At 55.6% G+C, this 23,329-nt stretch carries 18 protein-coding genes and 1 tRNA gene; 3 read left to right on the forward strand and 16 right to left on the reverse strand.

Annotated elements, in window-relative coordinates:
• The first annotated feature begins 88 nt into the window (after positions 1 to 88).
• A complete protein-coding gene (locus VSQ30_RS18870) occupies positions 89 to 769 on the forward strand; it encodes a DUF421 domain-containing protein (RefSeq protein ID WP_160642142.1) in 681 nt (226 codons plus the stop codon).
• Positions 770 to 878: 109 nt separating this feature from the next.
• Here VSQ30_RS18870 and VSQ30_RS18875 read toward each other — a convergent pair whose 3' ends face one another.
• The 10 genes from VSQ30_RS18875 to VSQ30_RS18920 form a co-directional block, all read right to left on the reverse strand.
• Positions 879 to 1,547, reverse strand: coding sequence for a M15 family metallopeptidase (locus VSQ30_RS18875; protein ID WP_502876332.1), 669 nt, complete (start codon positions 1,545 to 1,547; stop codon positions 879 to 881).
• 290 nt (positions 1,548 to 1,837) lie between these two features.
• Positions 1,838 to 2,548, reverse strand: a complete 711-nt coding sequence (locus VSQ30_RS18880) for an HAD family hydrolase (RefSeq protein WP_334466501.1) — start codon at positions 2,546 to 2,548, stop codon at positions 1,838 to 1,840.
• Positions 2,549 to 2,713: 165 nt separating this feature from the next.
• Positions 2,714 to 2,971 carry a hypothetical protein gene (locus tag VSQ30_RS18885; protein ID WP_334466504.1) on the reverse strand — a complete coding sequence of 86 codons (258 nt, stop codon included), beginning with the start codon at positions 2,969 to 2,971 and terminating at the stop codon, positions 2,714 to 2,716.
• A gap of 103 nt (positions 2,972 to 3,074) precedes the next feature.
• Positions 3,075 to 4,850, reverse strand: a complete 1,776-nt coding sequence (locus tag VSQ30_RS18890; protein ID WP_334466506.1) for an ABC transporter ATP-binding protein — start codon at positions 4,848 to 4,850, stop codon at positions 3,075 to 3,077.
• Between the two features lie 299 nt (positions 4,851 to 5,149).
• Positions 5,150 to 6,856 carry an ABC transporter ATP-binding protein gene (locus VSQ30_RS18895; RefSeq protein WP_334466507.1) on the reverse strand — a complete coding sequence of 569 codons (1,707 nt, stop codon included), beginning with the start codon at positions 6,854 to 6,856 and terminating at the stop codon, positions 5,150 to 5,152.
• 247 nt (positions 6,857 to 7,103) lie between these two features.
• Complete coding sequence (locus tag VSQ30_RS18900) at positions 7,104 to 7,625, reverse strand: AAA family ATPase (protein WP_334466509.1); 522 nt, start codon at positions 7,623 to 7,625, stop codon at positions 7,104 to 7,106.
• Positions 7,626 to 7,634: 9 nt separating this feature from the next.
• Positions 7,635 to 8,246, reverse strand: coding sequence for an MBL fold metallo-hydrolase (locus VSQ30_RS18905; protein ID WP_334466512.1), 612 nt, complete (start codon positions 8,244 to 8,246; stop codon positions 7,635 to 7,637).
• A gap of 94 nt (positions 8,247 to 8,340) precedes the next feature.
• Positions 8,341 to 9,393: a GNAT family N-acetyltransferase gene (locus VSQ30_RS18910; protein WP_334466515.1), complete on the reverse strand. Its 1,053-nt coding sequence runs from the start codon at positions 9,391 to 9,393 to the stop codon at positions 8,341 to 8,343.
• Positions 9,394 to 9,555: 162 nt separating this feature from the next.
• Positions 9,556 to 13,638, reverse strand: a complete 4,083-nt coding sequence (gene carB, locus VSQ30_RS18915; protein ID WP_334466520.1) for a carbamoyl-phosphate synthase large subunit — start codon at positions 13,636 to 13,638, stop codon at positions 9,556 to 9,558.
• A gap of 215 nt (positions 13,639 to 13,853) precedes the next feature.
• Entirely contained in the window at positions 13,854 to 14,927 is a 1,074-nt protein-coding gene (locus tag VSQ30_RS18920) for a carbamoyl phosphate synthase small subunit (protein ID WP_334466523.1), read from the reverse strand.
• A 331-nt stretch (positions 14,928 to 15,258) separates the two neighbouring features.
• Between VSQ30_RS18920 and VSQ30_RS18925 the strand changes: the two genes are divergently transcribed.
• Positions 15,259 to 16,623, forward strand: a complete 1,365-nt coding sequence (locus VSQ30_RS18925) for a hypothetical protein (protein ID WP_334466525.1) — start codon at positions 15,259 to 15,261, stop codon at positions 16,621 to 16,623.
• A 637-nt stretch (positions 16,624 to 17,260) separates the two neighbouring features.
• Here the strand turns inward: VSQ30_RS18925 and VSQ30_RS18930 are convergent.
• From VSQ30_RS18930 to VSQ30_RS18945, 4 genes are all read right to left on the reverse strand, one after another.
• Positions 17,261 to 18,658 (reverse strand): glycine--tRNA ligase, encoded by a 1,398-nt coding sequence (locus VSQ30_RS18930; protein WP_334466527.1) that lies wholly within the window; start codon positions 18,656 to 18,658, stop codon positions 17,261 to 17,263.
• 159 nt (positions 18,659 to 18,817) lie between these two features.
• Positions 18,818 to 19,453, reverse strand: a complete 636-nt coding sequence (locus tag VSQ30_RS18935; protein WP_334466528.1) for a nicotinamide mononucleotide transporter family protein — start codon at positions 19,451 to 19,453, stop codon at positions 18,818 to 18,820.
• Positions 19,454 to 19,680: 227 nt separating this feature from the next.
• Positions 19,681 to 20,469, reverse strand: a complete 789-nt coding sequence (gene proB / locus VSQ30_RS18940) for a glutamate 5-kinase (protein ID WP_334466529.1) — start codon at positions 20,467 to 20,469, stop codon at positions 19,681 to 19,683.
• A 13-nt stretch (positions 20,470 to 20,482) separates the two neighbouring features.
• Entirely contained in the window at positions 20,483 to 21,268 is a 786-nt protein-coding gene (locus VSQ30_RS18945; RefSeq protein WP_334466531.1) for a nucleoside phosphorylase, read from the reverse strand.
• A gap of 170 nt (positions 21,269 to 21,438) precedes the next feature.
• On the opposite strand from VSQ30_RS18945, the gene VSQ30_RS18950 reads away from it, so the two are divergent.
• A tRNA-Gly gene (locus VSQ30_RS18950) sits at positions 21,439 to 21,514 on the forward strand.
• 472 nt (positions 21,515 to 21,986) lie between these two features.
• Here VSQ30_RS18950 and VSQ30_RS18955 read toward each other — a convergent pair.
• Together VSQ30_RS18955 and VSQ30_RS18960 are read right to left on the reverse strand one after the other, a co-directional pair.
• A complete protein-coding gene (locus tag VSQ30_RS18955) occupies positions 21,987 to 22,319 on the reverse strand; it encodes a hypothetical protein (protein ID WP_334466534.1) in 333 nt (110 codons plus the stop codon).
• A gap of 92 nt (positions 22,320 to 22,411) precedes the next feature.
• A complete protein-coding gene (locus tag VSQ30_RS18960; protein ID WP_334466536.1) occupies positions 22,412 to 22,990 on the reverse strand; it encodes a hypothetical protein in 579 nt (192 codons plus the stop codon).
• Positions 22,991 to 23,329: the final 339 nt, after the last annotated feature.

The raw sequence follows: 23,329 nt of genomic DNA on the forward strand, positions 1-23,329 counted from the left end.
GTCACATAACGGGAAGAAAGGAATGATACCGGGCGCAAAAGGCGGGTGGCCCGCTTTGCGCGAACGCTGTATCCTATGGCGATTTTTTATGCTGACATCCTTACTGCGTACATTTATCATGTATGGGGCCATCCTGCTCAGCGTGCGGATTATGGGCAAGCGGCAGGTGAGCCAGCTTCAGAATTCCGAACTGGTGGTTACCCTCCTGATTTCCGAGCTGGCGGTGATGCCTATCCAGCAGCAGGGCGATCCTTTATGGAACGGGCTTATTCCCATGGCAGCGCTGGTGCTGTGCGAAATCGTGGTGTCCCTGCTGATGCTGAAAAGCGGAAGCTTCCGGCAGGCAGTGTGCGGCAAGCCCATTGTAGTCATCGAAAAGGGACGTGTGCTCCAGGGGGAATTGCGCCGGCTCCGTATGAGCACGGAGGATCTGTTTGAGGAACTGCGCCAGAGCGGGTGCTTCTCCCTGGAGGACGTGGAGTATGCCATTGTGGAGACAAACGGCGCCATGAGCCTCTTGAAAAAGGCGGCCAACGACAGCCTCACCCCCAAACAGGCCGGAGTGAAGGTGGATTCCGCCTCCCTGGAAGTGGTGGTGGTCAGCGACGGCTGCCTTTCCAGCCACTCCCTGGAGCTGGTGGGGAAAACCCCTGCCTGGGCAAGGGAGCAGGCAAGGTGCGCGGGGCTGGAGCTTTCAGAGGTGTTCATTATGACAGCCCGGCCTGGCGGCAAATGCAAGGTGATTCCCAAAGACAAACGCGGGAAGTAGCGCGGGAAAGGAACAGAACCGGGCCGCCTTGGCTGCGGGTTCCCTGGCACCTCAGTATGGCTTGAAGTTTTTTGGAGATTCCTAAGAACCTTTTTTGCAAAAAAGGTTCTTAGGCTGTCGGAGGCGCAGCGTATTCTTCCAGGCAGAGACCCTGGGACATGATATCCCGGGCGGCTTCTTCCCCCACATACCGGTAATGCCATGGCTCGTAATTTACGCCGGTAAGCTCAGTTTTGTCCTGGGGATAGCGGAGAATGAAACCGTATTCCTGGCAGTGGGCGTGAAGCCATGCCTGCTCTGGCGTATCCTCCTGGGTTTCGTCCAGGTTCTGGTTCTCCGCTGAGACAATATCCGCCGCCAGCCCGGACTGGTGCTCGCTGCACCCGGGAGGCATCACCCACAGGGCGGCCTGCTCCTCGGCTTCCTCCTGGGTATAGCCCTGGCAAAGGGCTGTTTCCACATTCTGCTGGAAGATGGCTTCCTGGGATTCATAGGAGCGGTATCCCGAGCACACCAGGGGCTGCAGCCCCTCTCGTTCCATGGCGTCCAGCATGGCCCGCAGGTATTCTAAGGCCCGGCTGTCAAACTTTTCCCCTGTAATGGGATCGATGACAGAAAGATCCGGATCCCAGTCCCCAGGCAGGGGATGGGTGGAGTTTACCAGGCGAAGCTGCCAGGAGGCTTCCTGCCCCTCGCCCGCCAGAATAAGGCTGGGGGTGTCCCTGGGAAAAGCGGGGGCGGCGCCGGAGGGAGACGGGCCTGGCTGGATTTGGGCCATGGCCCAAATCAGCACGCTTATCAGAGAAAGGGGGATAAGCAGGCCTAATATAGTGAAAAAACGAATGCGCCGTAAAGGGCTGGCGGCGGTTCTGCCTCGTGTGTGCTTTCTGCTTTGCAAATCCTATCACTCCTTCAGGGGAAAAGGGCTGCCCGTTTTTTGTACATGCATTAGACGGCGACCCCGGCTGTTTGGTTAGGAGCGGGACAGGATTTTTTTCTTTTTGTGCCTCTTTCTACTATGATTTCCCCTTTTTGGAGATTTTTTGTGGTTTTCTCCAGTCAGCGCCTTTAGGGCAGGATGGACAGCAGCTCTCCAATCCGCTTGATTTTCGCCATATCCTCCCTGTCCTCCGCCCCGGGCTTTGCCTGTATCAGCACCGGCTGGATGCCTGCTTCCCTGGCCCCTTCCAGGTTCCCGGTGAAGTCGTCGATAAAGATGGTCTGGGCAGGGGGCAGGCCCATTTTGGAAAGGGCGTCCTTATACATGCGTGGGGCGGGCTTATACACCCCCAGGGTGTAGCTGAAGGTGGCGCAGTCGAAATACGGGGTAAGGCCGAAGTGCTCCAGGGCTGGCTCTATGGAGGGCCAGGTGTCGGAAATAATCCCCAGCTTATAGCTGCCCTTTAAAGCGTTCAGGGTTTCCAGCGTGTCATCAAACAGATAGAAGTTGTCTACCTGCTTATAGGCTTTTTCTTCTGCCACAGCTTTGATGTCCCCTTCGCTTAACCCCAGCTCCGGCAGATCCTTTGCGAGGATGGTAAAATACGTTTTAAAGGCCTGGTATTCCTCCTGTATGGTGGACATCAAGTGATGGGTGTTCAGGTATTCCTGGCCTCTCTCCATGGCGGCCCGCACCCGCTCCCGGGGCAGGGAGGCCATTATGTCCTCTGGGAAATACTGCCGGGCAAAGGGGGAAAACATCCAGCTTCCCGACACAGGGGCCAGAAGCGTCCAGCCTAAATCGAAAAAGATGCCTTTTACAGGCGCTTTCAGTTTCATAAGGAAAACCTTCTTTCTGTGTAATTGGCTGTTTAACCAGGGATAAGGCAGTTTGGTTTTGCCCGCCGCCGGGTCCGGCAAAGCCGGACCGCCCGGGGCTTGGCCCGGGGCCGTCTGGCGCAGCCAGACGCGGCGGCGGGCAGGGCAGCGGTTGGGGGGCAGCGGCTAGCCGCAATAGCGGGTTTCCACAAGATGCCGCCCATCGTAAACCGGGACGCCCAGAATCCGCACCTCCAGCCCCTCCAGCGTGGTTTCCACATTGCCGGATACCTTCACCATGGCGTGCCACCGGGTCACCCGGTACAGCAGCGCCCGGTATTCCACTGTGCCCCCATCCTTATAAAGCCGCCTTTCCGGGGCAAGGCAGAAAAGGAGCGCCAGTACCACAATGCACCACAAAAGGATTTTCTTTTTTCTGGTCATAGGAGCACCTCCTTTCATAAAGAAACAGCCTTTGGGTATATGATGGCATACCAAAGGCTGTTTGTCAAATTTTTATAATAGGCAGCCCCCTGCCTTTGCCGGGCTATAAAAACTGGGAGTTATAAAGCCCTGCGTAGAAGCCGGCCTTTGCCATCAGCTCCCCATGGGTGCCCTGCTCCACAATGTCCCCATCCCGCACCACCAGGATGCAGTCGGCATTCTGGATGGTGGAAAGCCTGTGGGCAATGACAAAGCAGGTGCGGTCTTTCATCAACTCCCGCATGGCGGCCTGTATCCGCCGCTCTGTGCGGGTGTCCACGTTGGAGGTGGCCTCGTCCAGGATGAGCATTTTCGCGTCTAGCAGCATGGCCCGGGCAATGGTGAGAAGCTGCTTCTGGCCCTGGGAGATGTTCATGCCGTTTTCATCCAGAAGGGTGTCGTAGTCCTGGGGCAGGCCCATAATATACCGGTGGATATGGGCGGCCCTGGCGGCTGCCTCCACCTCCTCCCGGCCGGCATCCTTTTTGCCATAGGCCAGGTTTTCAAAGATGGTGCCTGTGAAAAGCCAGGTGTCCTGGAGCACCATGGCATAAGCCCCCCGCAGGCTCTCCCGGGTGATGTCCCGTATCTCCCGGCTGTCCAGCTCTATGTGCCCGCTGTCCGGATCGTAAAACCGCATCAAAAGGTTTATCAGGGTGGTTTTCCCGGCCCCTGTAGGGCCGACAATGGCGATAAGGGCGCCGGGGGGCGCGTGGAGGCTCAGGTCGTGGATGATGGTTTTCTCCGGGCTGTAGCCGAATTTCACGTGCTTCATGGCCACGTCCCCCTGGACATGGAGGGCGGGCAGGGCATTCGGGGCATCGGCAGGCTCCGGCTCCTCGTCAATAAGGCGGAACACCCGCTCTGCCGCCGCGCAGGCGGACTGCAGCTCGCTGACAATGTTCGCCATTTCGTTAATCGGCCCGGAGAACTTCCGGGAATACAGCACAAAGGAGGAAAGGGGGCCAATGGTCAGCTTCCCCATAATGAAGAGGATGGCCCCGAACACGCTGATAAAGGCTAAGGACAGGTTGTTGATGAAGTTCACAGAAGGGCCTGTCATGCCGCCGTAATAGTCAGCGTTGTAGTAAGCGTCCACCGCGTTCTTGTTCCGCTGGTCAAAACGGCCTGTCATGGTTTCCTCCTGGTGGTAGGCCTTGGTGGTTTTCTGCCCGGTGATCACTTCCTCCACATAGCCGTTCAGCTCTCCCAGCATGACAGAGCGCTTGTGAAACAGGGGCCGCACCTTCCAGGTCATATACCGGGTGAACAGGATGGACATGGGGATGGTGACGGCAAACACCAGCACCAGCACCGGGGAGATGACAATCATCATAATGAGGGAGCCAAGCACCGTAATGGCGCTGGCGGCTATCTGGAGCAGATCATTTGACAAAGAGGCATTCACTGTGTCGATGTCATAGGAAATGCGGCTGACAATGTCCCCGGTCTGGTGGCTGTCAAAATAGGATACGGGCAGAGTGGTAAGACGGTCAAACACCTGCCTGCGCATCTGCTCCACAATCTTCTGGCTCAACTGGATCATCAAAACGGAAAGCCCGTAAGAAAGCCCGGAGGAGGCCGCGTAAAACACAGCCATCAGCCCGCAGTATGTAAAGACTGCCGGGAAGTCCGTGCCGCCGGGCACCAAGCCGATGGCGTCTATGGCCTTGCCTGAGAGCATAGGGCCTAAAAGCGCCAGCAGGTTGCTGGCCGCCGTCAGCCCGATGGCCCCCAGCGCCAGCCACTTGTGGGCGTATATGTATCCTCCCAGCCGCAAAAGCACCTTTTTCCTGTCTTTGGGCTTTTCAATAGGCCCTTTTGGCATCCGCATGGGCATGGCCCTCACTCCTTTCCTGCCGGGCTAAGACCTTGGGGATCCCATCCCCAAACCCCTGCAAAACCTTTTAAAAAAGGTTTTGATTCGAAAACTAATTACCCGAGCACACGGGCTTTCACAGGAACCAGCAAGTCAAGAAATACTGTCGTATTTCGAGGATTTCCAACACAGAGAACCGCAGGCGCATACATGCGTCCCGTTTGGGGCAAAAAGACGGTGTTTACGATTTTTCAAACAAGCCCTAGGGTCAACCCCTTTTTTAAAAGGGGCTGTGGGGTATGGGGCAAAGCCCTATAGTCTTAAGCCGCGCCAAGCTGTGTCTGGGCAATCTCCTGATACACCGGGCAGCTTTCCATCAGTTCGGCATGGGTGCCATAGCCGATGGCCTTCCCTTCCTCCAGCACCAGGATGTGGTCGGCGTGGAGCAGGGAGCTGACACGCTGGGCCGCGATGAGGGTGGTGGTGCCTGTGTATTCCTCCCGCAGGGCTTTGCGCAGGGCGGCGTCTGTCTTATAGTCCAGGGCGGAGGAGGAATCGTCTAAAAGCAGGATCTCCGGAGAACCCGCCAAAGCCCTGGCCACCAGCACCCGCTGGCGCTGGCCCCCGCTTAAATTCGTCCCCTTGGAGGTGAGCATATGCCCTAAGCCCTCCGGCAGGGCGGAGATGAACTCCCAAGCCTGGGCGCACCGGGCCGCCTTTTCAATGGCCTCCCGGGGAAGCCCCCGGCCAAAATCTATGTTTTCATAAATGGTGTCTGCAAACAGCACGTCGTTTTGGAACACCACGCCGAATTTCGTGTGCAGCTCCTCTGGCGGCAGGGAATCCACCTGCCTGCCCCCAATGGAGATTTTCCCCCCATCCGGGTCATACAGCCGCATGAGCAGGGACATAATGGTGGACTTGCCGCAGCCTGTGGCCCCGATGATGCCCAGGGTTTCCCCGGGCTTTAAGGCAAAGGAGATATCTTCTACCGTTGCCTCCTTTTTGCCGTAAGAGAAAACCACATGGTCAAACTCCACATGGTAGGGGCTTTCTTCCGGCTTTCTGGGCACAACGGGCAAATCGGGCGCTGTGTGCAGCACCTCCGCAATGCGGCCCCCGGAAGCGGAACCCCGGGAATACATAACGAATATCCGGGTGACCGCCATCATGGAGTTTAAAATAATGGTGAAATAGCTTAGAAAGGCGATAATTTTCCCCGGCTGGCTTAGCCCGGCATTGACCCGGAAGGCCCCTGTGATGATAACCGCCGTCAGCCCCAGGTTCAGCAGCAGGTTCATCATAGGGTTTGTGATGCCCATGACAATGCCCGCCTTTTTCTCCCGGCGCACCACCTCTTTGTTGATGCCGTCAAAGCGCCCCCGCTCATACTCTGTTTTGGACAGGGCCTTTATCACCCGTATGCCGGAAATGGTTTCCCGCACTGTGCGCACCATGCTGTCTATCCCCTGCTGGAGCTGGGTGTACAGGGGCACGCCCTTTTTGGAAACTGTGTACACCAGCACAGCCAGAAGGGGCAGGGTACACACCAGCACCAGGGTGAGCACCGGATCCAGGGTCAGGGTGATAAGCACCCCGCCTATCAGCAGGATGGGGGCGCGCACCCCCATGCGCTGCATCATGCCCATGAACTGGTGGACATGGTAGGTGTCGCTTGTCAGCCGGGATTCCAGGGACGGGATGGAAAACTGGTCTATCTGGGCGCAGGAAAGCAGAGAGATGCGCTGGAACAGATCGTGGCGGATGCGTTGGGTGGCGTGCTGGGCCACCCAGGCCGCCATGCGGTTTGCCACAATATTCGTCACAAGGGCCAGCACAGCCGCCAGCACCATGGCCCCGCCCCACAGCAGCACCTGGCCCATGTCCCGGGTGGGGGCCACTTCGTCGATGAGGTAGGAAAGAATCCAGGGCAGCACCAGATCCATAATGGCGCCGGTAAACTTTATGGCAAGCCCCAGGCTCATCCGGGGCACAAAAAACTTCAGGTAATGGAAAATCATCCGCATAAAAAGCTGCCGCGCGATCCGGGATGCCTAATAAAAGGGGAAGAGCTTCTGCCCCTTGCGCCCGGAATCGTTCCTTTCCTTATGTATTTCCGCGGGGAGGCCCCGCACGTATAAGTATAACAAACAATAGTTGCTTTTGCAACTATATTTTAATGGTTTTTCAATCATGACCATAAACCCTAAAAGGGCGGCAAAAAAGGGATACTTATGATAGTATCCCTTTTTGCTGCCTGCTTCTGCCGGCGCTTTATCCCAGAAAATCCAGTATTCGCCGGGCGTTTTCCTCCGGAGGGCAGAGGCCGTCCACCTGGAGGATGGGCAGGGACAGGGTTTCCAGCCAGTCCTCCACCTGGCGCGGGGGGCGGGCCTCCACCATCTGAAAGAAGCCCTGCTCCTTCTCAAAAAGATCCCCGCCGGGGCGCATCCTGTCTCCAAATTTCCCAAAGGATCTGTCCTTCACCCGTGCTATGCGCACTTCCCTGGGCACATAGACAAACACCGCGTGGGTAAACCTGGAGAGCACTTCCTCCCCAAAGTTCGCTACCACAGAGGTGAAAATAAAATCCTCATACCGCTTGAGATCCCGAAGCAGCAGCGCCGCCACCTGGGCCTTTGTGCGGGATTTCCCATAGGCATAGCCATCTTCCTGCCGGGGGAAATAATAGTCCTCCGTATCCCGGAAGGTGTAGCCGGACAGGGCCGCAAGCGCTTTGCCTAAAGTGGTTTTCCCCGCGCCGTTGCCGCCGCACAGCAAAATTTTACGGCCCATAGCGCCTCCTTATTCGTACTGCAAAACCGCCGTATGCCGGGGCATGTCCGGGGTGATTTCAATGCTTGCGCCCTCATAGCGCACCCACCGCCCGCAGATGTCCAGATACTCGTCTACTGTGCCCAGCACGTCGAAGCCGAAGGCATCGCCGCGGTAGTGCATGGGAATCACCACCCGGGGCCCCACCGCGTCCACAATCTTCTTTGCTTCCTCCGGCCCCACCGTGTAAAAGCCGCCTACAGGCACCATAACCACATCGCAGCCCTGCAGGGCCTCTATCTGCTCTGGGGCTGGCATACAGCCAATGTCTCCAAAGTGGGCGGCCTTTACGCCGCCGCCCTCCAGAATGTGGATAACATTTGGCCCCCGCCTGGCCCCCTGCTCCCCGTCATGGAAGCTTTGCAGGCCTGTCACCTGTATAGGGCATTCCCTGCCTGTCAGCTTCACCCCGGCCCGATAGCCGTGGTCGTGGTGCTCATGGCTGCACAGCACCAGATCCGCCTCCTCCTGTATGTCCCTGCACCCAGGCACGCTGCCCGGCTCAAAGGGATCCAGCACCACAGAGCCTTCTTCGCACTCCGCCTTAAAGCAGGAATGCCCCAGCCAAGTTAGTTTCATCATACCGCCCACATCCTTTCTTTTTTTCCATTATACCCCAAGGGGGAAGCCTTGGCAACAAAGAAATTCCCGCCCCCACTGGAACGGGAATTTTGTCTTAGAGTCGGTATTCCATCTGCACGTCGCAAGGCTCTTCCGCCGCGTGGAAGGGATCCGGCTCTTCCGCCTCCACGCAGCCCATGGCCCTATAAAACGCCATAGGCCCTGCCGCCGAGTGGGCCGATATATAAAGCTTCTCCGCCCCCAGCGCCCGGCCGGACTGGGCCGCCTTTTGGAACAGCTCCCGGCCCAGCCGCTGGCCCCGGCAGTCATAGGAAACCTGCAGTTCCGCCATGTCCGCGTATTGCCCCCGGGATCCCTTCAGCCTGCCTTCCACCGCGCAAAAGCCCTTCAGCCTGCCGTCTAAGAACGCGCCCCACACCTGCCCGCCCTCTGCCAGCAGCCTGCGGAAAATGCCGCTTATCCTTTCCGGCTCGCCGCTTCCCCAGCGGTCGGTATAGCACACGTCCTGTATTTCCCAGTGTCCCTCCGCTTTCCGCCACGCTTTCTCCACAGGCTGGAAGCGGCAGAAATCGTGGAAAAGGCCTTCTCCCAGTTCTTCCTTGCAAAGGGGCCGCACCTCTTTCTTTGGCAGGTATTTGCTCAGATACAGCACCAGCTCGTCGTCATTTGCGCAGGGGGCGCCTTCCTCCAAGTGCTTGTCCTGATACCACACGCCTGTGCCATCAAAGAGGTAGCCGCGCTTGATATACATCCTCTGTGCCGGGCCATAGCCGCTGTGCAGTCCCACTCCCAGGCAGACGATGCGGCTGGTTTTCGCGGCTTCTGCCTCGGCGCAGTCCATCAGCCGGGAGCCAATGCCCTTGCGCTGAAACTTCTCCAGCACGTTAAAGTCCACAATCTCCGGCCAGCCCTTCCCCGCAAAGGGGCCTGCTTTGGCCTTTGGCCGCAGGGTGACATACCCCGCCGCCTCCCCCTGCCAGCGGGCCACCAGCACCTGCCGGACGCCCGCCCGCTGCTCCCGCAGGTAGCCCTCATACTGGCTTTGGGGCTTGTCCCAGCCCTGGGCGGCAAATCCGTCCGAGAGGGCCTTGCAGTCCTCCGGCTGGATAGGGCTTATCACCAAGTCTTTGCTTTTATAGTATTCCATCTATCTTCCTCCAATCTTTCAAAACGCAAGCGCCCCGGCGCGGGCAGGGCGTACAGCCCCCGCACGCCGGAGCGCGAAAAGCGAAGCGTGGGATTCTTAAGGGATGGAATCCCTTAAGCCGCCGGAGGCGGTCTTGCGGGGGTGCAGGGGGCTTCCCCCTGCTTAGACCTCTACCACGCCGTCATATACCTTGATGGTGTCCCCTGTCATCAGCACCCTTTCGTCTGTGTAGTTCACATGCAGCTCGCCGCCCTTTAAAATCACCCGGATGTCCTTGCCCTTTTCGCAGTATCCGTTGAGGGCGGCGGCAACTACCGCCGCGCAGGTGCCGGTGCCGCAGGCCATGGTTTCCCCGTTGCCCCGCTCCCAGATCCGCGCTTTCAGGGTGGTGCTGTCAATCACCTCCACAAAGCCCACATTCACCCGCTGGGGGAACATGGGGTCAAACTCAAACAGCGGACCCAGCTTCGTGAGGTTCAGCTTGTCCACAGAGGGCACAAATACCGTGCAGTGGGGGTTGCCCATAGAGCAACAGGTAATGTTGTACACGCTGCCGTCAATGGACACAGGCTTATTTACAATCTGCTCCCCTTCCAGCCGCACAGGCACCTTCTCCGGGGAAAGCTCTGCCTGGCCCATGTCTACCGTCACCTTGGCGGCGGCACCGTTCTTTGTGATGACCGTACACTCCTTCACGCCGCTTCTGGTTTCAATGTGCAGGGTATAGCGGCCCTGCCCGGCAGGCGTGCCCTCTGCCAGCTTGTTGTCAAAGAGGTATTTTGCCACGCAGCGGATGGCGTTGCCGCCCATCATGCCCTCGCTGCCGTCCACATTGAACAGGCGCATCTGGGCGTCCGCCTTATCCGAAGGGCACATCAGCACAATGCCGTCGCCGCCCACGCCATTGTGGCGGTCGGAAAGGGTAATGGAGAGGAACTCCGGGGAGGCAACCTCGTTGCCCTTGTCAAAGCAGTTGATATAAATATAGTCGTTAGAGCAGGCGGACATCTTGGTAAAGGGTATTTTCTGTTTCTCTTCCTTTAAGTTGTTGATGTCCACAATCTCTGTGTTTTCCGGGGTGAACCGGCTCATGAGGGAGTCTGCCAGGGCATTGGCAGTGTCCAAAGCCGTCAGGCAGGGGATGCCCAAAAGGGCGGCCTTGCGCCGGATCTTCACGCTGTCCCGGGCCGGGTTGCGGCCTTTGGCAGAGGTGGAGATAACGTAATTCACCTTGCCGCTTTCCAGCAGGGAGATGGTGTTGTCGGAAGAATTCTCATGGATTTTGTCCACAATCTTCACCGAAAGCCCGGCCTTAAACAGCACCATGGCAGTGCCGGTGGTGGCATAGAGGGTGAAATCCATTTTCGCAAGCTTCTTGGCAATTTCCCCAATCTCCGGCTTGTCCTGATCCCGCACTGTGATAAACACGCCGCCGCCCCGGCGCATCTGGTGCCCGGAGGCGATAAGCCCCTTATAGAGGGCCTCCTCCAGGCTGTTGCCCAGGCCCAGCACTTCGCCGGTGGATTTCATCTCCGGCCCCAGGTGGGTGTCCACGTCGGTCAGCTTCTCAAAGGAGAACACAGGCACCTTTACCGCCACATAGGGGGAGGGCTTGTAAAGCCCGGTGCCAAAGCCCAAGTCCTTCAGCTTATAGCCCAGGCTCACCTTGGTGGCCAAATCGCACATGGGCACCCCTGTCACCTTGCTGATATAGGGCACTGTGCGTGAGGCCCGGGGGTTTACCTCGATGACGTAAATCTCCCCGTCCATGATGATATACTGAAGGTTTATCAGGCCGATGCCATGAAGCTCCCGGCACAGGGTTTCCGTAGTGGCCACAATTTTGGCGCTCATGCCGTCGTCAATGTCAGAGGCCGGATACACGGCAATGCTGTCGCCGGAATGGATGCCTGTGCGCTCCACGTGCTCCATAATGCCGGGGATAAGGATGCTTTCCCCGTCGCAGATGGCGTCCACCTCAATCTCCATGCCGGAAAGGTACTTGTCGATAAGCACAGGGTTGTCCTGCTTGTGCGCGAGGATAATCTCCATGTACTCCTCAATGTCCTCGTCGCAGTAGGCGATAATCATGTTCTGCCCGCCCAGCACGTAGGAGGGCCGCATGAGCACCGGGTATCCAAGCTGCCTTGCGGCGTTTAAAGCTTCCTCTGCCGTCATGATGGTGCTGCCCTTGGGGCGGCGGATGCCCGCCCGCTCCAGCAGGGCGTCGAAGCGTTCCCTGTCCTCCGCCATGTCGATGGTGTCGGCAGAGGAGCCTAAAATCCGGATGTTGTTTGCCGCCAGGGTCTTTGTCAGCTTGATTGCGGTCTGTCCGCCAAAGGCCACCACCACGCCTATGGGCTTCTCGATTTTGATGATGTCCATCACGTCCTCCGGGGACAAAGGCTCGAAATAGAGGCGGTCGCCTGTGTCGAAGTCCGTGGAGACAGTTTCGGGGTTGTTGTTGATGATAACCACTTCATAGCCCAGCTTCTGCAAAGACAGCACGCAGTGTACACTGGCATAGTCAAACTCAATGCCCTGGCCAATGCGGATAGGCCCTGAGCCAAGCACAATGATTTTTTCCTTGTCCTTGTGGCGGTGGATAAACTCCTGGGCCTCGTCCTCCCCGCCGCTTTCCTCTGTGTCATAGGTGGCGTAAAAATAGGGGGTGTGGGCGGCAAACTCCCCGGCGCAGGTGTCCACCATCTTAAAGGTGGGCTTGCGCTCCCAGGTTATTTCGCAGCCGGAAAGCCGGGCAATGGCCCCGTCCGGATAGCCAAGCTGCTTGCCCTGTACGTACAGTTCCTTCGTAAGCTGCCCCTTCTGCAGCTCCCGCTCATAAGAGAGCAGGTTTAAGAACTTGTGGAGGAACCACCTGTCCATCAGGGTCTTTTCATAGATTTCGTCTACCGAAACGCCCCGCTTCAAAAGTTCATAGATGGCAAACAGCCGCTCGTCTGTGGCGTGGATGGCGATGTGCCACAGGCTCTCAAGGGACTCCCCGTCAAACTTCGGCAGGTTCAGGGTGTCCAGGCCGATTTCCGCCCCTCGCACCGCTTTCATCAGGGCCATCTCAAAGCTGTCGGCAATGCTCATCACCTCGCCGGTGGCTTTCATCTGGGTGCCCAGCTCCCGCTTGGCATACACGAATTTGTCAAAGGGCCACTTGGGGAACTTCACCGCCACATAGTCGATGGCAGGCTCAAAGGCCGCATAGGTCACGCCTGTGACGGCGTTTTTAATCTCGTCCAGGGTGTAGCCGATGGCAATTTTCGTGGCCACCTTGGCAATGGGATAGCCCGTGGCCTTGGAGGCCAGGGCCGAGGAGCGGCTCACCCGGGGGTTCACTTCAATGACGGCGTACTCAAAACTGGTTGGGTGCAGGGCAAACTGGCAGTTGCAGCCGCCTTCTACCCCCAGCTCGTTGATAATAGCCAAAGCCGCTGTGCGCAGCATCTGGTATTCCTTGTCGGAAAGGGTGACAGTGGGGGCAATAACAATGGAGTCCCCGGTGTGCACGCCTACGGGATCCACGTTTTCCATGGAGCAGATGGTGATGGTGTTGCCTTTGCTGTCCCGCATGACTTCAAACTCAATTTCCTTCCACCCGGCAATGCTCTTTTCCACCAGGATCTGGGTGATGGGGGAAAGGGCCAGGCCGTTTGCCGCAACCTCCCGCAGCTCCTCCTGGTTCTCCACAATGCCGCCGCCGGTGCCGCCCAGGGTAAAGGCGGGCCGCACAATGACAGGATAGCCGATTTCCCCGGCAAAATCCTCCGCGTCCTCCACAGTGGTCACCACCTTGGAGGGCACGCAGGGCTGGCCGATTCGCTCCATGGCATCCTTAAAGAGCTGCCTGTCCTCGGCCTTGTCAATGGTTTCAGGCCCTGCCCCCAGCAGGCGCACGCCCTGCTCCTGCAAAAAGCCCTCCTTGGCAAGCTGCATGGAGAGGGTAAGGCCTGTCTGCCCGCCAAAGCCGGAAAGGATGCTGTCGGGCTTTTCCTTCTTAATAATGCGCTTTACGGTGGTCAGGGTCAGCGGCTCGATGTAGATTTTATCCGCCATAGCCTTGTCCGTCATAATGGTGGCGGGGTTGGAGTTCACCAGCACAATCTCAATGCCGTCCTCCCGCAGCGCCCGGCAGGCCTGTGTGCCCGCATAGTCAAATTCCGCCGCCTGCCCGATGACAATGGGGCCGGATCCGATTACCAGTACCTTTTTTATGTCTTTATTTAATGGCATATGCTTCCTCCTTTTACGACCTTGAGGGCGCTGCCCTCAAACACCCGCAAATCCTTTTAAAAAAGGATTTGATTCTAAAACTTCCCTTTACGCTGCGCTCCATCCGGAATAGAGTTTCCGGGAGCAGGCTGGGGCGCGAGGGAGAACATAAGCCGCGAAAACTCTTTTCGCGGCGGATGGGTTCCCTGTCAGTCCCCCGCGTCTTGGGTGCAACGTCACGTTGCCAGCATAGCGAAAAACTCGTCAAACAGTTCCTCTGTGTCCAGCGGCCCGCCGCAGGCTTCCGGGTGGAACTGTACGGAAAAGGCCGGGTGCTGGAGATACCGCACGCCCTCGCAGGTGCCGTCGTTTACGTTGCGGTACAGCTCCCTGCCCACCTTTTCGTCCAGGCTGTCTCCCACAATGGCATAGCCATGGTTCTGGCTGGTTACATACACCCGCCCGGTTTCCAGGTTCTTCACAGGCTGGTTTTCTCCCCTGTGTCCATATTTCAGCTTCGTCCGCTGGCCGCCATGGGCCAGGGCCAGAAGCTGGTGCCCCAGACAGATGCCGAACATGGGGATATGCAGCCCGCAGATTTCCTTGAGGTTCTCAATAATTTCCACGTTTTCCGCCGGATCCCCCGGCCCGTTTGTCAGCATAATGCCGTCCACATCCAGGGCCGCGATTTCCTGTGCCGTTGCCGTGCAGGGCAGCACCGTCACCTCCGCCCCCCGCCGCACCAGCTCCCGCAGGATGTTGCGCTTCATGCCGTAGTCAATAAGGGCAATCCGCTTTTTCGCATCTCCTTCAGGCTGCACCGTATAGGCCTCCTTGGTGGAGGTGGCCCGCACCGCCCCTTCCACCTTATAGGCTTTCAGGGCTTCCATGTCCACCGCCTGGGGGTTGTCGGTAATCATGCCGTTCATCACGCCTTTTTCCCGTATCAGCTTTGTCAGCGCCCGGGTGTCGATTCCGGAAAGGGCCACAACGCCCTTTTCCGAAAAAAAGGTGTCAAGGCTGCCTTCCGAACGAAAATTGGAAGGAGCTTGGCACCAATGCTTCACAATATACCCGCGAGGCCCGATGCCGTCGCTTTCAAAATCAGCGGGAATCACGCCGTAATTCCCAATCAGGGGAAAAGTCTGTACAACTGCCTGCCCGTAATAGCTTTGATCCGTCAGGGTTTCCAAATACCCTGTCATGCCTGTGGTAAACACTACTTCCGCTAGCACTTCTCCCTGTGCCCCAAAGCGGCGGCCCTGAAACACTTTTCCGTTTTCCAACACCAGATATCCGGTTTTCCCCATACATCTCTTCCTTTCTGTGTCTCGTCCAAGGTGTATATGCTTTCATTATCAGTATACTATGATACAGGAAAACCCGCCCCGGCGCAAGATAAATTTGCGATTCTATTCTTTCACCAAAAATTTTCCCGCCTTTTCCCATGCTTTTGCCCTTTCCCCCAATCCCTGTTTCCGTCCCCCGAAAAAAATTTTTTCAAAATCCGCAAACCCGCCTGACCAAACGCCCCCGCTCTCCGTCTAATAGACAGTGAATTCACAAAAAGCAATTTCCCGACACTGTTTAAAGAAAGGAACGGTACAGCCCTCCGCGCTCTGTACCAGATGGTGATACGTTATGAAAAAGTTTTGGAAATCTGTTTTTCTCCCTGTCCTGCTGGCAGCGGCGCTGACAGCCTGCAGCGCCCAGGCAGACAGCCTCTCCTTCCAGCCTGCAAGCTCTGTCCCCGCGGCCGATCCTGAGCCAAGCCCCCATTCCGCTTCCCTGCCGGAAAGCAGCACGCCCGCCCCAGAAGCGGAAGCTTCCGGGGAAATCCAGCGCACCCTTTCCTGCGGCGCGGCTGTAAACGCTGTGGTTTCCTGCCCCGGCAGTGTGGACTTTTCCAGCCTCTCCTCCTATAGCGGCGCCCTTCACAGCTTTGATCCGGAAGCCGTAAAGAACGTGCTGCTGGGGGAAGGGGAAATCCCCTGCCAAAAGGACGAGGCAGCAGCCGGATCCCTTATCCCAGGCGCTGTGTACCATTTCTTTACTGGAGAGGACGGTCAAAGCCTGATGGTGCAGGGCGAAACCGTTACTTATGATAAGGACGGCCTGTACAGCAGCGTGGCCCCCTGGTTCCACCTGGACAAGGCGGATGGGCTGTATAACGGGGATCTGTTCCCCGCTGATAAGGATCTGCCTTTTGCCTCCCGCCAACAGGGCTATGAGGAACTGCGCCAGGTGCTGGGAAAGCTGGGGGTGGAGGTGTCCTCCCAGTATGACTGCTACGCAGTGGAAGAAAGCGCCTTGCAGAAAGCAGAGCAGCGCTTGGAAGAGACAAGCCCTGCGGAAATGCCGGAGGAAGGGGGCGCTGCCGGCAGGGATGCCCTGGAGGCAGAGGCAGGAGAACCGGTTCTTGCAGAGGTTCCCGCTGACGAGGACGCAGGGGCTGTGCCCTCTGAGGCGGAGGGCGCGCCTGTGAAAGAACTGCCTGCTGAAAGGAACGCAGAGCCTGAAAGCCGGGAATGTTACTTCTACAGGCTCTATACGGATATACAGGGCGTGCCTGTTACAGCCCATGAAAACGGCAGCGTGGACAAAGGAACTTACCTGCCCGGCGCCACCATAGAGGCCCTGTATGCTGCTGATGGCCTGCACAGCCTGCACATTTCCTGCGTCTTTGACGTAGGCGAAAACCAAACCCCCGCCCAGGCCCTGGACTTGGAAGGCGCTTTGAACAAACTGGACGAACTGTACCAGCAGGGCGTTCTGGAGGACGCTGTTGAGGTGCGGGAGATTGCCTTGGAATATGTGCCTGTGGCAGATGCGTCCCGGGTGGAGGTGGAACTGGCCCCTGCATGGCGCTTTGGCGTACTGCGCACCAGAGCCTACCCCGAGAAAAGCAATCCCCAGGAAACCGTGCTGGTTCCGGACTATGAGCAGGTGATGATCCATGCCCTGACAGGAGAGGAAATTTTGCTGGATCAAGGCAGCATACTATGAGAGTCTGTATTCATAACCTGTAACCACCATCTGAGCGGCCTTTTTGAAGCCGCTTTGTGTTAAATTTTCTTGCAGAGGTGCAAACGCATATATGCGTTTGCGAAACATTTGCCTTGGCTAGCCCCCAAAATTCTCGCTCATCTGGCAATTTCGATTATCAATGCAGGTTCATAAAGTGCGAAAAATTGTTGACACTACCTGCAAGGTAGGGACAGCTCATGCAAGATGGAATAGCACTTAGATTACAAAACGCCCGAAAACCTAGGAATTCTAAGGCCCGTGCAAAAAATGCACGGGTTATTCTCTCTTAAAGGCAAAAAGCAAGCCCTTTAAGCGGCGTTTGTATGCGTTCGCTTAAAGGGCTGTTGTTTTTTTAAAAGGTTCTGTGTACGTCCTTAAACGCCCCTGAAAGGTAAATATGAACGCTTGACGGTTTTGCGCCGAAAGCGGGTAAAAATTTTGCAATCCCACTTTGCGAGATTGCAAAATTCCCATCAATATGCAATCTGTTTTCCGCATTTTTCATATTGAAAAGCAGGCCCGCTCTGGGTTCTGCAGGTCTCCTGCAAACTTAGAATCTTTCAAATCATTTGACATTTACCCTGCCGTATAGGCGTATCGTATCTACGCAGGGGCTTTAGAACTGAATGCGGGCCTCGATATATGCCTTCAGGGCGGATACAGGAATGCGCTCCTGCTCCATGGTGTCCCTGTCCCGGACGGTAACGCAGTTGTCCCCGGCTTTTTCGCTGTCGCCTACGGTGTCAAAGTCTACGGTGATGCACAGGGGCGTACCGATTTCATCCTCCCGGCGGTAGCGCTTGCCAATGGATCCGGTTTCATCAAAGTCTACCATAAAGGATTTGCTCAGCTCCTGGTAGATTTCCCGGGCCGGACCAGAGAGCTTTTTGGAAAGGGGCAGCACAGCGGCCTTGTAGGGGGCCATGGCGGGGTGGAGGTGGAGCACCACCCGGCTGTCGTTTTTCGCCTCGTCCAGCATTTCCACGTCGTAGGCCTCGCACAGCAGGGCCAGCACCGTGCGATCCAGGCCATAGGTAGACTCAATGATATAAGGGATAAACTTTTCGTTTGTCTCCGGATCCAGATAGTCCATCTTCTGGCCGCTGTACTCCTGGTGGCGGGAAAGGTCGAAATCCGTGCGGTTGTGGGTGCCGTTGATCTCTCCCCAGCCAAAGGGGAACAGATACTCAATGTCGCAGGCGGCCTTGGCATAGTGGGCAAGCTTCTCGTGGTCATGGAAACGGAGGCAGTCGGCGGGCAGGCCTAAGTCCTCAAAGAATTTCTTGCCGTATGCCTTGAAATGCTCGTAAAGCTCTCCGTCTGTGCCCTCTTTGCAGAAGGTTTGGAACTCCATCTGCTCGAACTCAATGGTGCGGAAGGTGAAGTTGCCAGGGGTAATCTCGTTTCTGAAAGCCTTGCCTATCTGCCCGATGGAGAAGGGGAGCTTTGCACGCATGGTGCGCTGGACGTTTAAAAAGTTCACATATTCGCCCTGGGCGTTTTCAGGCCGCAGATAGATAACGCTTTTGCTGCTCTCTGTCACCCCCCGGTAGGTTTGGAACATCAGGTTAAACTCCCGGATATCTGTGAAATTGTGCTTGCCGCAATGGGGGCAGGGGATGCTGTGGTCTTTGATATACTGGAACATCTCCTCTTTTGTCATGCCGTCGGCATGGGCCTCGGGATCGAAATCGTCAATAAGATTGTCGGCCCGGTGGCGCATTTTGCACTCCTTGCAGTCTAAAAGGGGATCGGAGAAGGACTGCACGTGCCCGCTTGCCTCCCACACCCGGGGATGCATGAGGATGTCCGCGTCGATTTCAAAGCTGTTTTCCCGCTCCTGGATAAAACGTTTGCGCCAGGCGTCCTTCACGTTGTTCTTGAGCCGCGTGCCCAAAGGGCCGTAATCCCAGGTGTTGGCAAGGCCGCCGTATATCTCGCTGCCGGGGAAGATAAATCCCCGGTTCTTGCATAGGCCGGTTATCATGTCCATGGTCTTTTCCGCTGCTTTCATAAAGCCTTCCGCCTTCCTCTCAATAAAATCTTTGCCTTCTGGCATTATACCAAACTCTGCCCCGCTTTGCAAGAAAACTTCGCCTTTCACTTCATTTTCCCGCCTCCTGCTCCTGCCTGGCCTGCATCCGCCGCCAATTTACAAAGGTGTAGCTGTCATTTAAGAGAAACACAGCAAAGCAGGCTGCTGTGGACAGATAAGCTCTGTTCTCCAGCGCCGCCAGGCTCCAAAAAGGACGAGCACTAAATCATTGGCGGCGTAGCACAGGGCAAAATAAGGGCTGCGGCGGGCAGTGAGGTATACAGCTAAAAAGCTGGTGGCTACAGACAAGGTGCTGGGCAGCAGGTTCCTAGTGGAAAACCATGCCAGGATAAAATAGAAAACCATGGTGACAAGCAAGGCCAGCAGAGCCATCACCAGGACTTCCCGGCAGGCAAGCCGGCGGATTTTCACCTGGGAGCGCCTGCCGCCATAAGGGTTTTTCAGCCAGGAAACCAGGGCGTACAGGGACATGGGAGCTGTCATGCCCACATAGGTGAGCATCTCCCCATAATAGGCAAAGCCCCAGGAGATATAGCCATACAGCAGGCTGAACACCACCATCAGCACCTGCCCGAAGGGATTCCCCTTAGCGCTGAACAGCAGGGAGGTGACGCCCAGAAGGGAGGCGGCAAGAATAAGGGGATTCCTCCGGTCGAACCATAAAAAGGCCCCCAGCACCAGCACTGCTGATCCGCCCCAGAGGGCAAGCTCCCCTTTCGTAAAGTATGATAAGGATTTTTTAAAGGCGCCCATGAACAGATACTCCTTTCAAAGCAAAAAGCACCCGCGTGCGCATCTTCCAAGACCTAACGATGCGCCAGCGAATGCTCTATCACATTCCTACCCGGTGGCAGTTTCTATATTCATATTATATATACCATGTGGAGCCAGGCCTGTCAAGAGGCGTATTTGTAAAATATAGCGCAGGGGCTTCTCAAAAGGCAGCCCACCTAAATCAGCCTTCCATGCTTCTCCATCCGTCAGTCCTGTCCTGCCGCAAACAAGGTGCCCGCTGGCTTTCCCTCCAGCAGCCTGTACAGGTTCTCCATGTCCGCCCCGGAAACTACTGCGCAGGGAATGCCCTTAGCCCCTGCCATTTTAGCGGCCCGCAGCTTTGTAGCCATGCCCCCTGTGCCCCGGCTGGATCCCGCGCCTCCGGCCAGGGCCTCTATTTCCGGGGTGATGTTTTCCACCCGGGGGATAAGCTTTGCCGCCGGGTTCTTCCGGGGATCGCTGTCATAAAGGCCGTCGGTGTCTGTAAGGATTACCAAAAAGTCGGCGGCAATCAGCTCTGCCACCACAGCGGAAAGGGTGTCGTTGTCTCCAAAATTCTGGCCCTCCAGCTCGCTTGTCTCCACGGTGTCGTTTTCGTTTACAATGGGGATGGTTCCCATTGTAAGCAGCTCCCGGAAGGTGTTCTCCACGTTGTGCCGCCCCCGGTCATCATGGACTACCCCGGCGGTCAGCAGCACCTGGGCCACAGTCTGGTTATATTCCCCAAAAAACTTGTCATAGAGGAACATCAATTCACACTGGCCCACAGCGGCAAGGGCCTGCTTTTTTTCTGTCTCGGCAGGACGGCTTTTCAGCCCCAGCTTGCCCATGCCCACGCCAATGGCCCCGGAGGACACCAGCACCAGCCGCTTGCCCGCGTTTTGCAGATCTGCCAAGGCCCTGCACAGGCATTCCATCCGGCGCAGGTTCACCCGGCCGTTTTCATATGTGAGGGTAGAGGTGCCCACCTTCACAACCCAAATCTCGTCTTTCATTTTCCTTCGCTCCTTACCGCAGGCTGTATTCGATACATGCCGCGATGAAATTATCCCGCAGGCTGTTAAAGTCCAGGCTCCCCCAGGCCCAGGGCTTGTCCCCCTCCTGCACAGGGTGCTTGTCAGAGGCCATCAGGGCCACAGTGCTTTTCATGCCATAATAGGTACAGAGGTTCACCAGAGCGGAGGCCTCCATGTCCACTCCCGCACAGCCCTGCTCCCGCCAAAGGGCTTCTTTGTGGAAGGTCTGGCGGTAGGGCGCGTCAGTGGTAACAGTGTCCCGTTCCTCAGCGGTGAAGCCCTTTTCCAGAAGGAAGTCCTTCAGGCTTTGGGAGGAGGCCGGAGGGGTAGTCCGGGCAAAGCCCGGCTTCTCCTGATAGTGGAGGGAAGTGCCCTCTTCGCTTAAAATTCTTTGGGGCAGGAGGATATCCCCCACCTGGAGTTCCGGCACAAAAATGCCGCACAGCCCCACCACCAGGATTTCCTCCACCCCCATGGCATGGATGCTCTCCAGGGTTGTGGTGGCTTGTGGCGCGCCGTAGCCGCCATGGAGAAAGCACACGCTGTCATGGCCCTGCACCTTGTAAACAGGCGTGTGGGTGATAAAGCCTGTCAGTTCCTCTAAAACGGTTTCCGTTTGGAAGCGCTCCCTTAAAACAGGCAGCCCTTTGCCAAGGCAGAACAGCACAGCCTTAGGCGGCAGCTTTGGCACCTGCCCCTCCGGGAACTTGCGGCGGAGATGGTTATAGGCGGTGAATACCGGGCTTGTTTTGTCCTCTGGGAAATACCAGTTTGTCATTGTGTGCTCACTCCTTTTCAAAATGTGGCACTATAGTATACCAGAACCCAGAAGGGATTGCAACAAGTTTTTACATCCGGGCGTGTCCAACCTGGGACGCGCCCTTTGCTAAAAACAGCTTGACAACTGATACATTTTGGCGTATAATAAATAACATTGTAAAAACAAGTGCGGGCGTAGCTCATCTGGTAGAGCGCCACCTTGCCAAGGTGGAGGTAGCGAGTTCGAGCCTCGTCGTCCGCTCCAGCAGGATAACGCTGCATCCGGTTCGCGTACTTGGTATTGCTGAGTGCGTTTCCCTGGCAATTTCCCTAGTGCTGTATGCCCGGTTGTACCGTACAGAGATTAAAAACCTGGAAACCGCTGTACCCCGGTAGAATAAGAATAAGCAAGAACACCCTCTGCCTGAAAAGCAGGGGGTGTTCTTCTTTTGTCGCTTTAGCTAGAAGAACCACCGGCTCAGCCGGTGAGGATAAAAAGCTTTAGCATAAAGCATCGAGCAAAGCGAGATGACAAAAGAGAATTGTGTAGAATAAAACGCCCAAAGGACGTAGAGACTGCCCGTTTACGGGTAGTAGGGCAGTTATTGCACTTGGAAGATCTCTTTTCAGTACCTCTTGAGAGGTAGCTGGTACTATGCCCTTTTAGGGCTTGTGCATACCACGCGTTTCACGCGTGGTTTTGATTTTTGAATCAGCTGTCCATGCGAATGGCATTGCTAACGTTTATATGTAACCATGTAATATCCCATAAAAGAAGAATAGTTATTATACTTTTGCCCGTAATTTCTATTGCAATTCGCAGGGTTCAAAATTTTAATGCCTGCCGCATCATACTGTGAGATATCGTTGTATCCCATTTTATGTGACCAATACCCGTCTGAATCTTGTCTGTAAAAGTGGAAATCCCAGCCTTTACACATTACACCTACTATTTTATATTGTCCATAGCCCGGTTTTGCTGTGGCCGTTGTCCTAACAATTATTTTGTTATTAAAATGCGGAGCATCTTCCTTCAAATATTTGTCGAAATTAGCATAAACATCAGCCATTGTTGGGATTTTTCCCTGAGAAGCATATCCGACAGATTGGTAATTTACCCCATCAGCATATGTGTTTAAAGAATATAGATAGCAATTTGCTGTTAGCCTTTTTTATCCTCATGCCAAAAGATGAAATCAAATTTATGTTCCCACCCACCAACAGGCAAGAAGCCTGCGCCCGGATCAATTTCTTCCGCAAAAGGCTTTATTCCTTGATAGCCTTCCGGCGCGTCATATATAGTAGGGGCCATCAGCTCTTTCACGTCTAGGCGTAAAAGGTTATAGCTTAAGTAGCTTCTTTCCTCCCTTGGAATGGTTGAAAACCTTTCCAGCCATTCCATTGCTTCTTTTTGGTTCATAAATCTTGCTGTTTCAACTGGCATAGAATCAAACCACCGCCACCAAGCTTCTGGATCTGTAGCTTCCTCCTGTACGGTCTGTTGAATTTTAGGATTCTTTTTCATTCTTTCAATATACGCAACAACATCTGGATCCTCCACATATGTTACATTGAAATGAATTTCTCGGATAGTATCAATCCCTTCTGATACCTCATCAAACATTTCATAAGCATCTACCGCTGTTTCTTCGCTTGGAACTTCGGCAGCTACAGCGGGGATACAAAGGCAAAGCACCAAGAGTCCTGCTAAGATCATTTTTCCATACTTAAAGATTTTCATGCAACTCTCTCCTTTCATAATTTGAAAAACGAAGATGCGTATCTTTCAAAATTTACTATACAGTATTTTTACAATATTGTCAACTTATTTTGTGAATATTTTACTATAGGGTTTAAACTTGAAAACACACGCTCTTACTTCCCATAGCATGGTCGCTTGGTTTGAAAATATTGCTTTCAAGCTGCTGCTTTACAAAATTGCCTGACAGAATTATCCTCATAACGGAAAGCTTCCTCTTTTAAGATTTTTGCCGCTTCTTATAAAAGCCTCCAAGAGGCATGTAGACGAATTTTTGCTATAGAATCAATAAAAACAGTGGACATCCGCTAAAACGGATAT

Origin of the sequence: Acutalibacter sp. JLR.KK004 (assembly GCF_036941085.1) — a bacterium.
GTDB lineage: Bacteria > Bacillota > Clostridia > Oscillospirales > Acutalibacteraceae > Acutalibacter.

Bases quoted from the DNA above. Each gene is read 5' to 3' on its own strand.
- VSQ30_RS18925 (WP_334466525.1), top strand. From the start codon at position 15,259: ATGAAAAAGTTTTGGAAATCTGTTTTTCTCCCTGTCCTGCTGGCAGCG.
- VSQ30_RS18880 (WP_334466501.1), bottom strand. From the start codon at position 2,548: ATGAAACTGAAAGCGCCTGTAAAAGGCATCTTTTTCGATTTAGGCTGG.
- VSQ30_RS18895 (WP_334466507.1), bottom strand. From the start codon at position 6,856: ATGCGGATGATTTTCCATTACCTGAAGTTTTTTGTGCCCCGGATGAGC.
- VSQ30_RS18875 (WP_502876332.1), bottom strand. From the start codon at position 1,547: ATGGCCCAAATCCAGCCAGGCCCGTCTCCCTCCGGCGCCGCCCCCGCT.
- proB (WP_334466529.1), bottom strand. From the start codon at position 20,469: ATGAAAGACGAGATTTGGGTTGTGAAGGTGGGCACCTCTACCCTCACA.
- VSQ30_RS18960 (WP_334466536.1), bottom strand. From the start codon at position 22,990: ATGAAAATCTTTAAGTATGGAAAAATGATCTTAGCAGGACTCTTGGTG.
- VSQ30_RS18955 (WP_334466534.1), bottom strand. From the start codon at position 22,319: ATGGCTGATGTTTATGCTAATTTCGACAAATATTTGAAGGAAGATGCT.
- carB (WP_334466520.1), bottom strand. From the start codon at position 13,638: ATGCCATTAAATAAAGACATAAAAAAGGTACTGGTAATCGGATCCGGC.
- VSQ30_RS18935 (WP_334466528.1), bottom strand. From the start codon at position 19,453: ATGGGCGCCTTTAAAAAATCCTTATCATACTTTACGAAAGGGGAGCTT.
- VSQ30_RS18920 (WP_334466523.1), bottom strand. From the start codon at position 14,927: ATGGGGAAAACCGGATATCTGGTGTTGGAAAACGGAAAAGTGTTTCAG.
- VSQ30_RS18930 (WP_334466527.1), bottom strand. From the start codon at position 18,658: ATGAAAGCAGCGGAAAAGACCATGGACATGATAACCGGCCTATGCAAG.
- VSQ30_RS18905 (WP_334466512.1), bottom strand. From the start codon at position 8,246: ATGATGAAACTAACTTGGCTGGGGCATTCCTGCTTTAAGGCGGAGTGC.
- VSQ30_RS18900 (WP_334466509.1), bottom strand. From the start codon at position 7,625: ATGGGCCGTAAAATTTTGCTGTGCGGCGGCAACGGCGCGGGGAAAACC.
- VSQ30_RS18945 (WP_334466531.1), bottom strand. From the start codon at position 21,268: ATGACAAACTGGTATTTCCCAGAGGACAAAACAAGCCCGGTATTCACC.
- VSQ30_RS18910 (WP_334466515.1), bottom strand. From the start codon at position 9,393: ATGGAATACTATAAAAGCAAAGACTTGGTGATAAGCCCTATCCAGCCG.
- VSQ30_RS18890 (WP_334466506.1), bottom strand. From the start codon at position 4,850: ATGCCCATGCGGATGCCAAAAGGGCCTATTGAAAAGCCCAAAGACAGG.
- VSQ30_RS18885 (WP_334466504.1), bottom strand. From the start codon at position 2,971: ATGACCAGAAAAAAGAAAATCCTTTTGTGGTGCATTGTGGTACTGGCG.
- VSQ30_RS18870 (WP_160642142.1), top strand. From the start codon at position 89: ATGCTGACATCCTTACTGCGTACATTTATCATGTATGGGGCCATCCTG.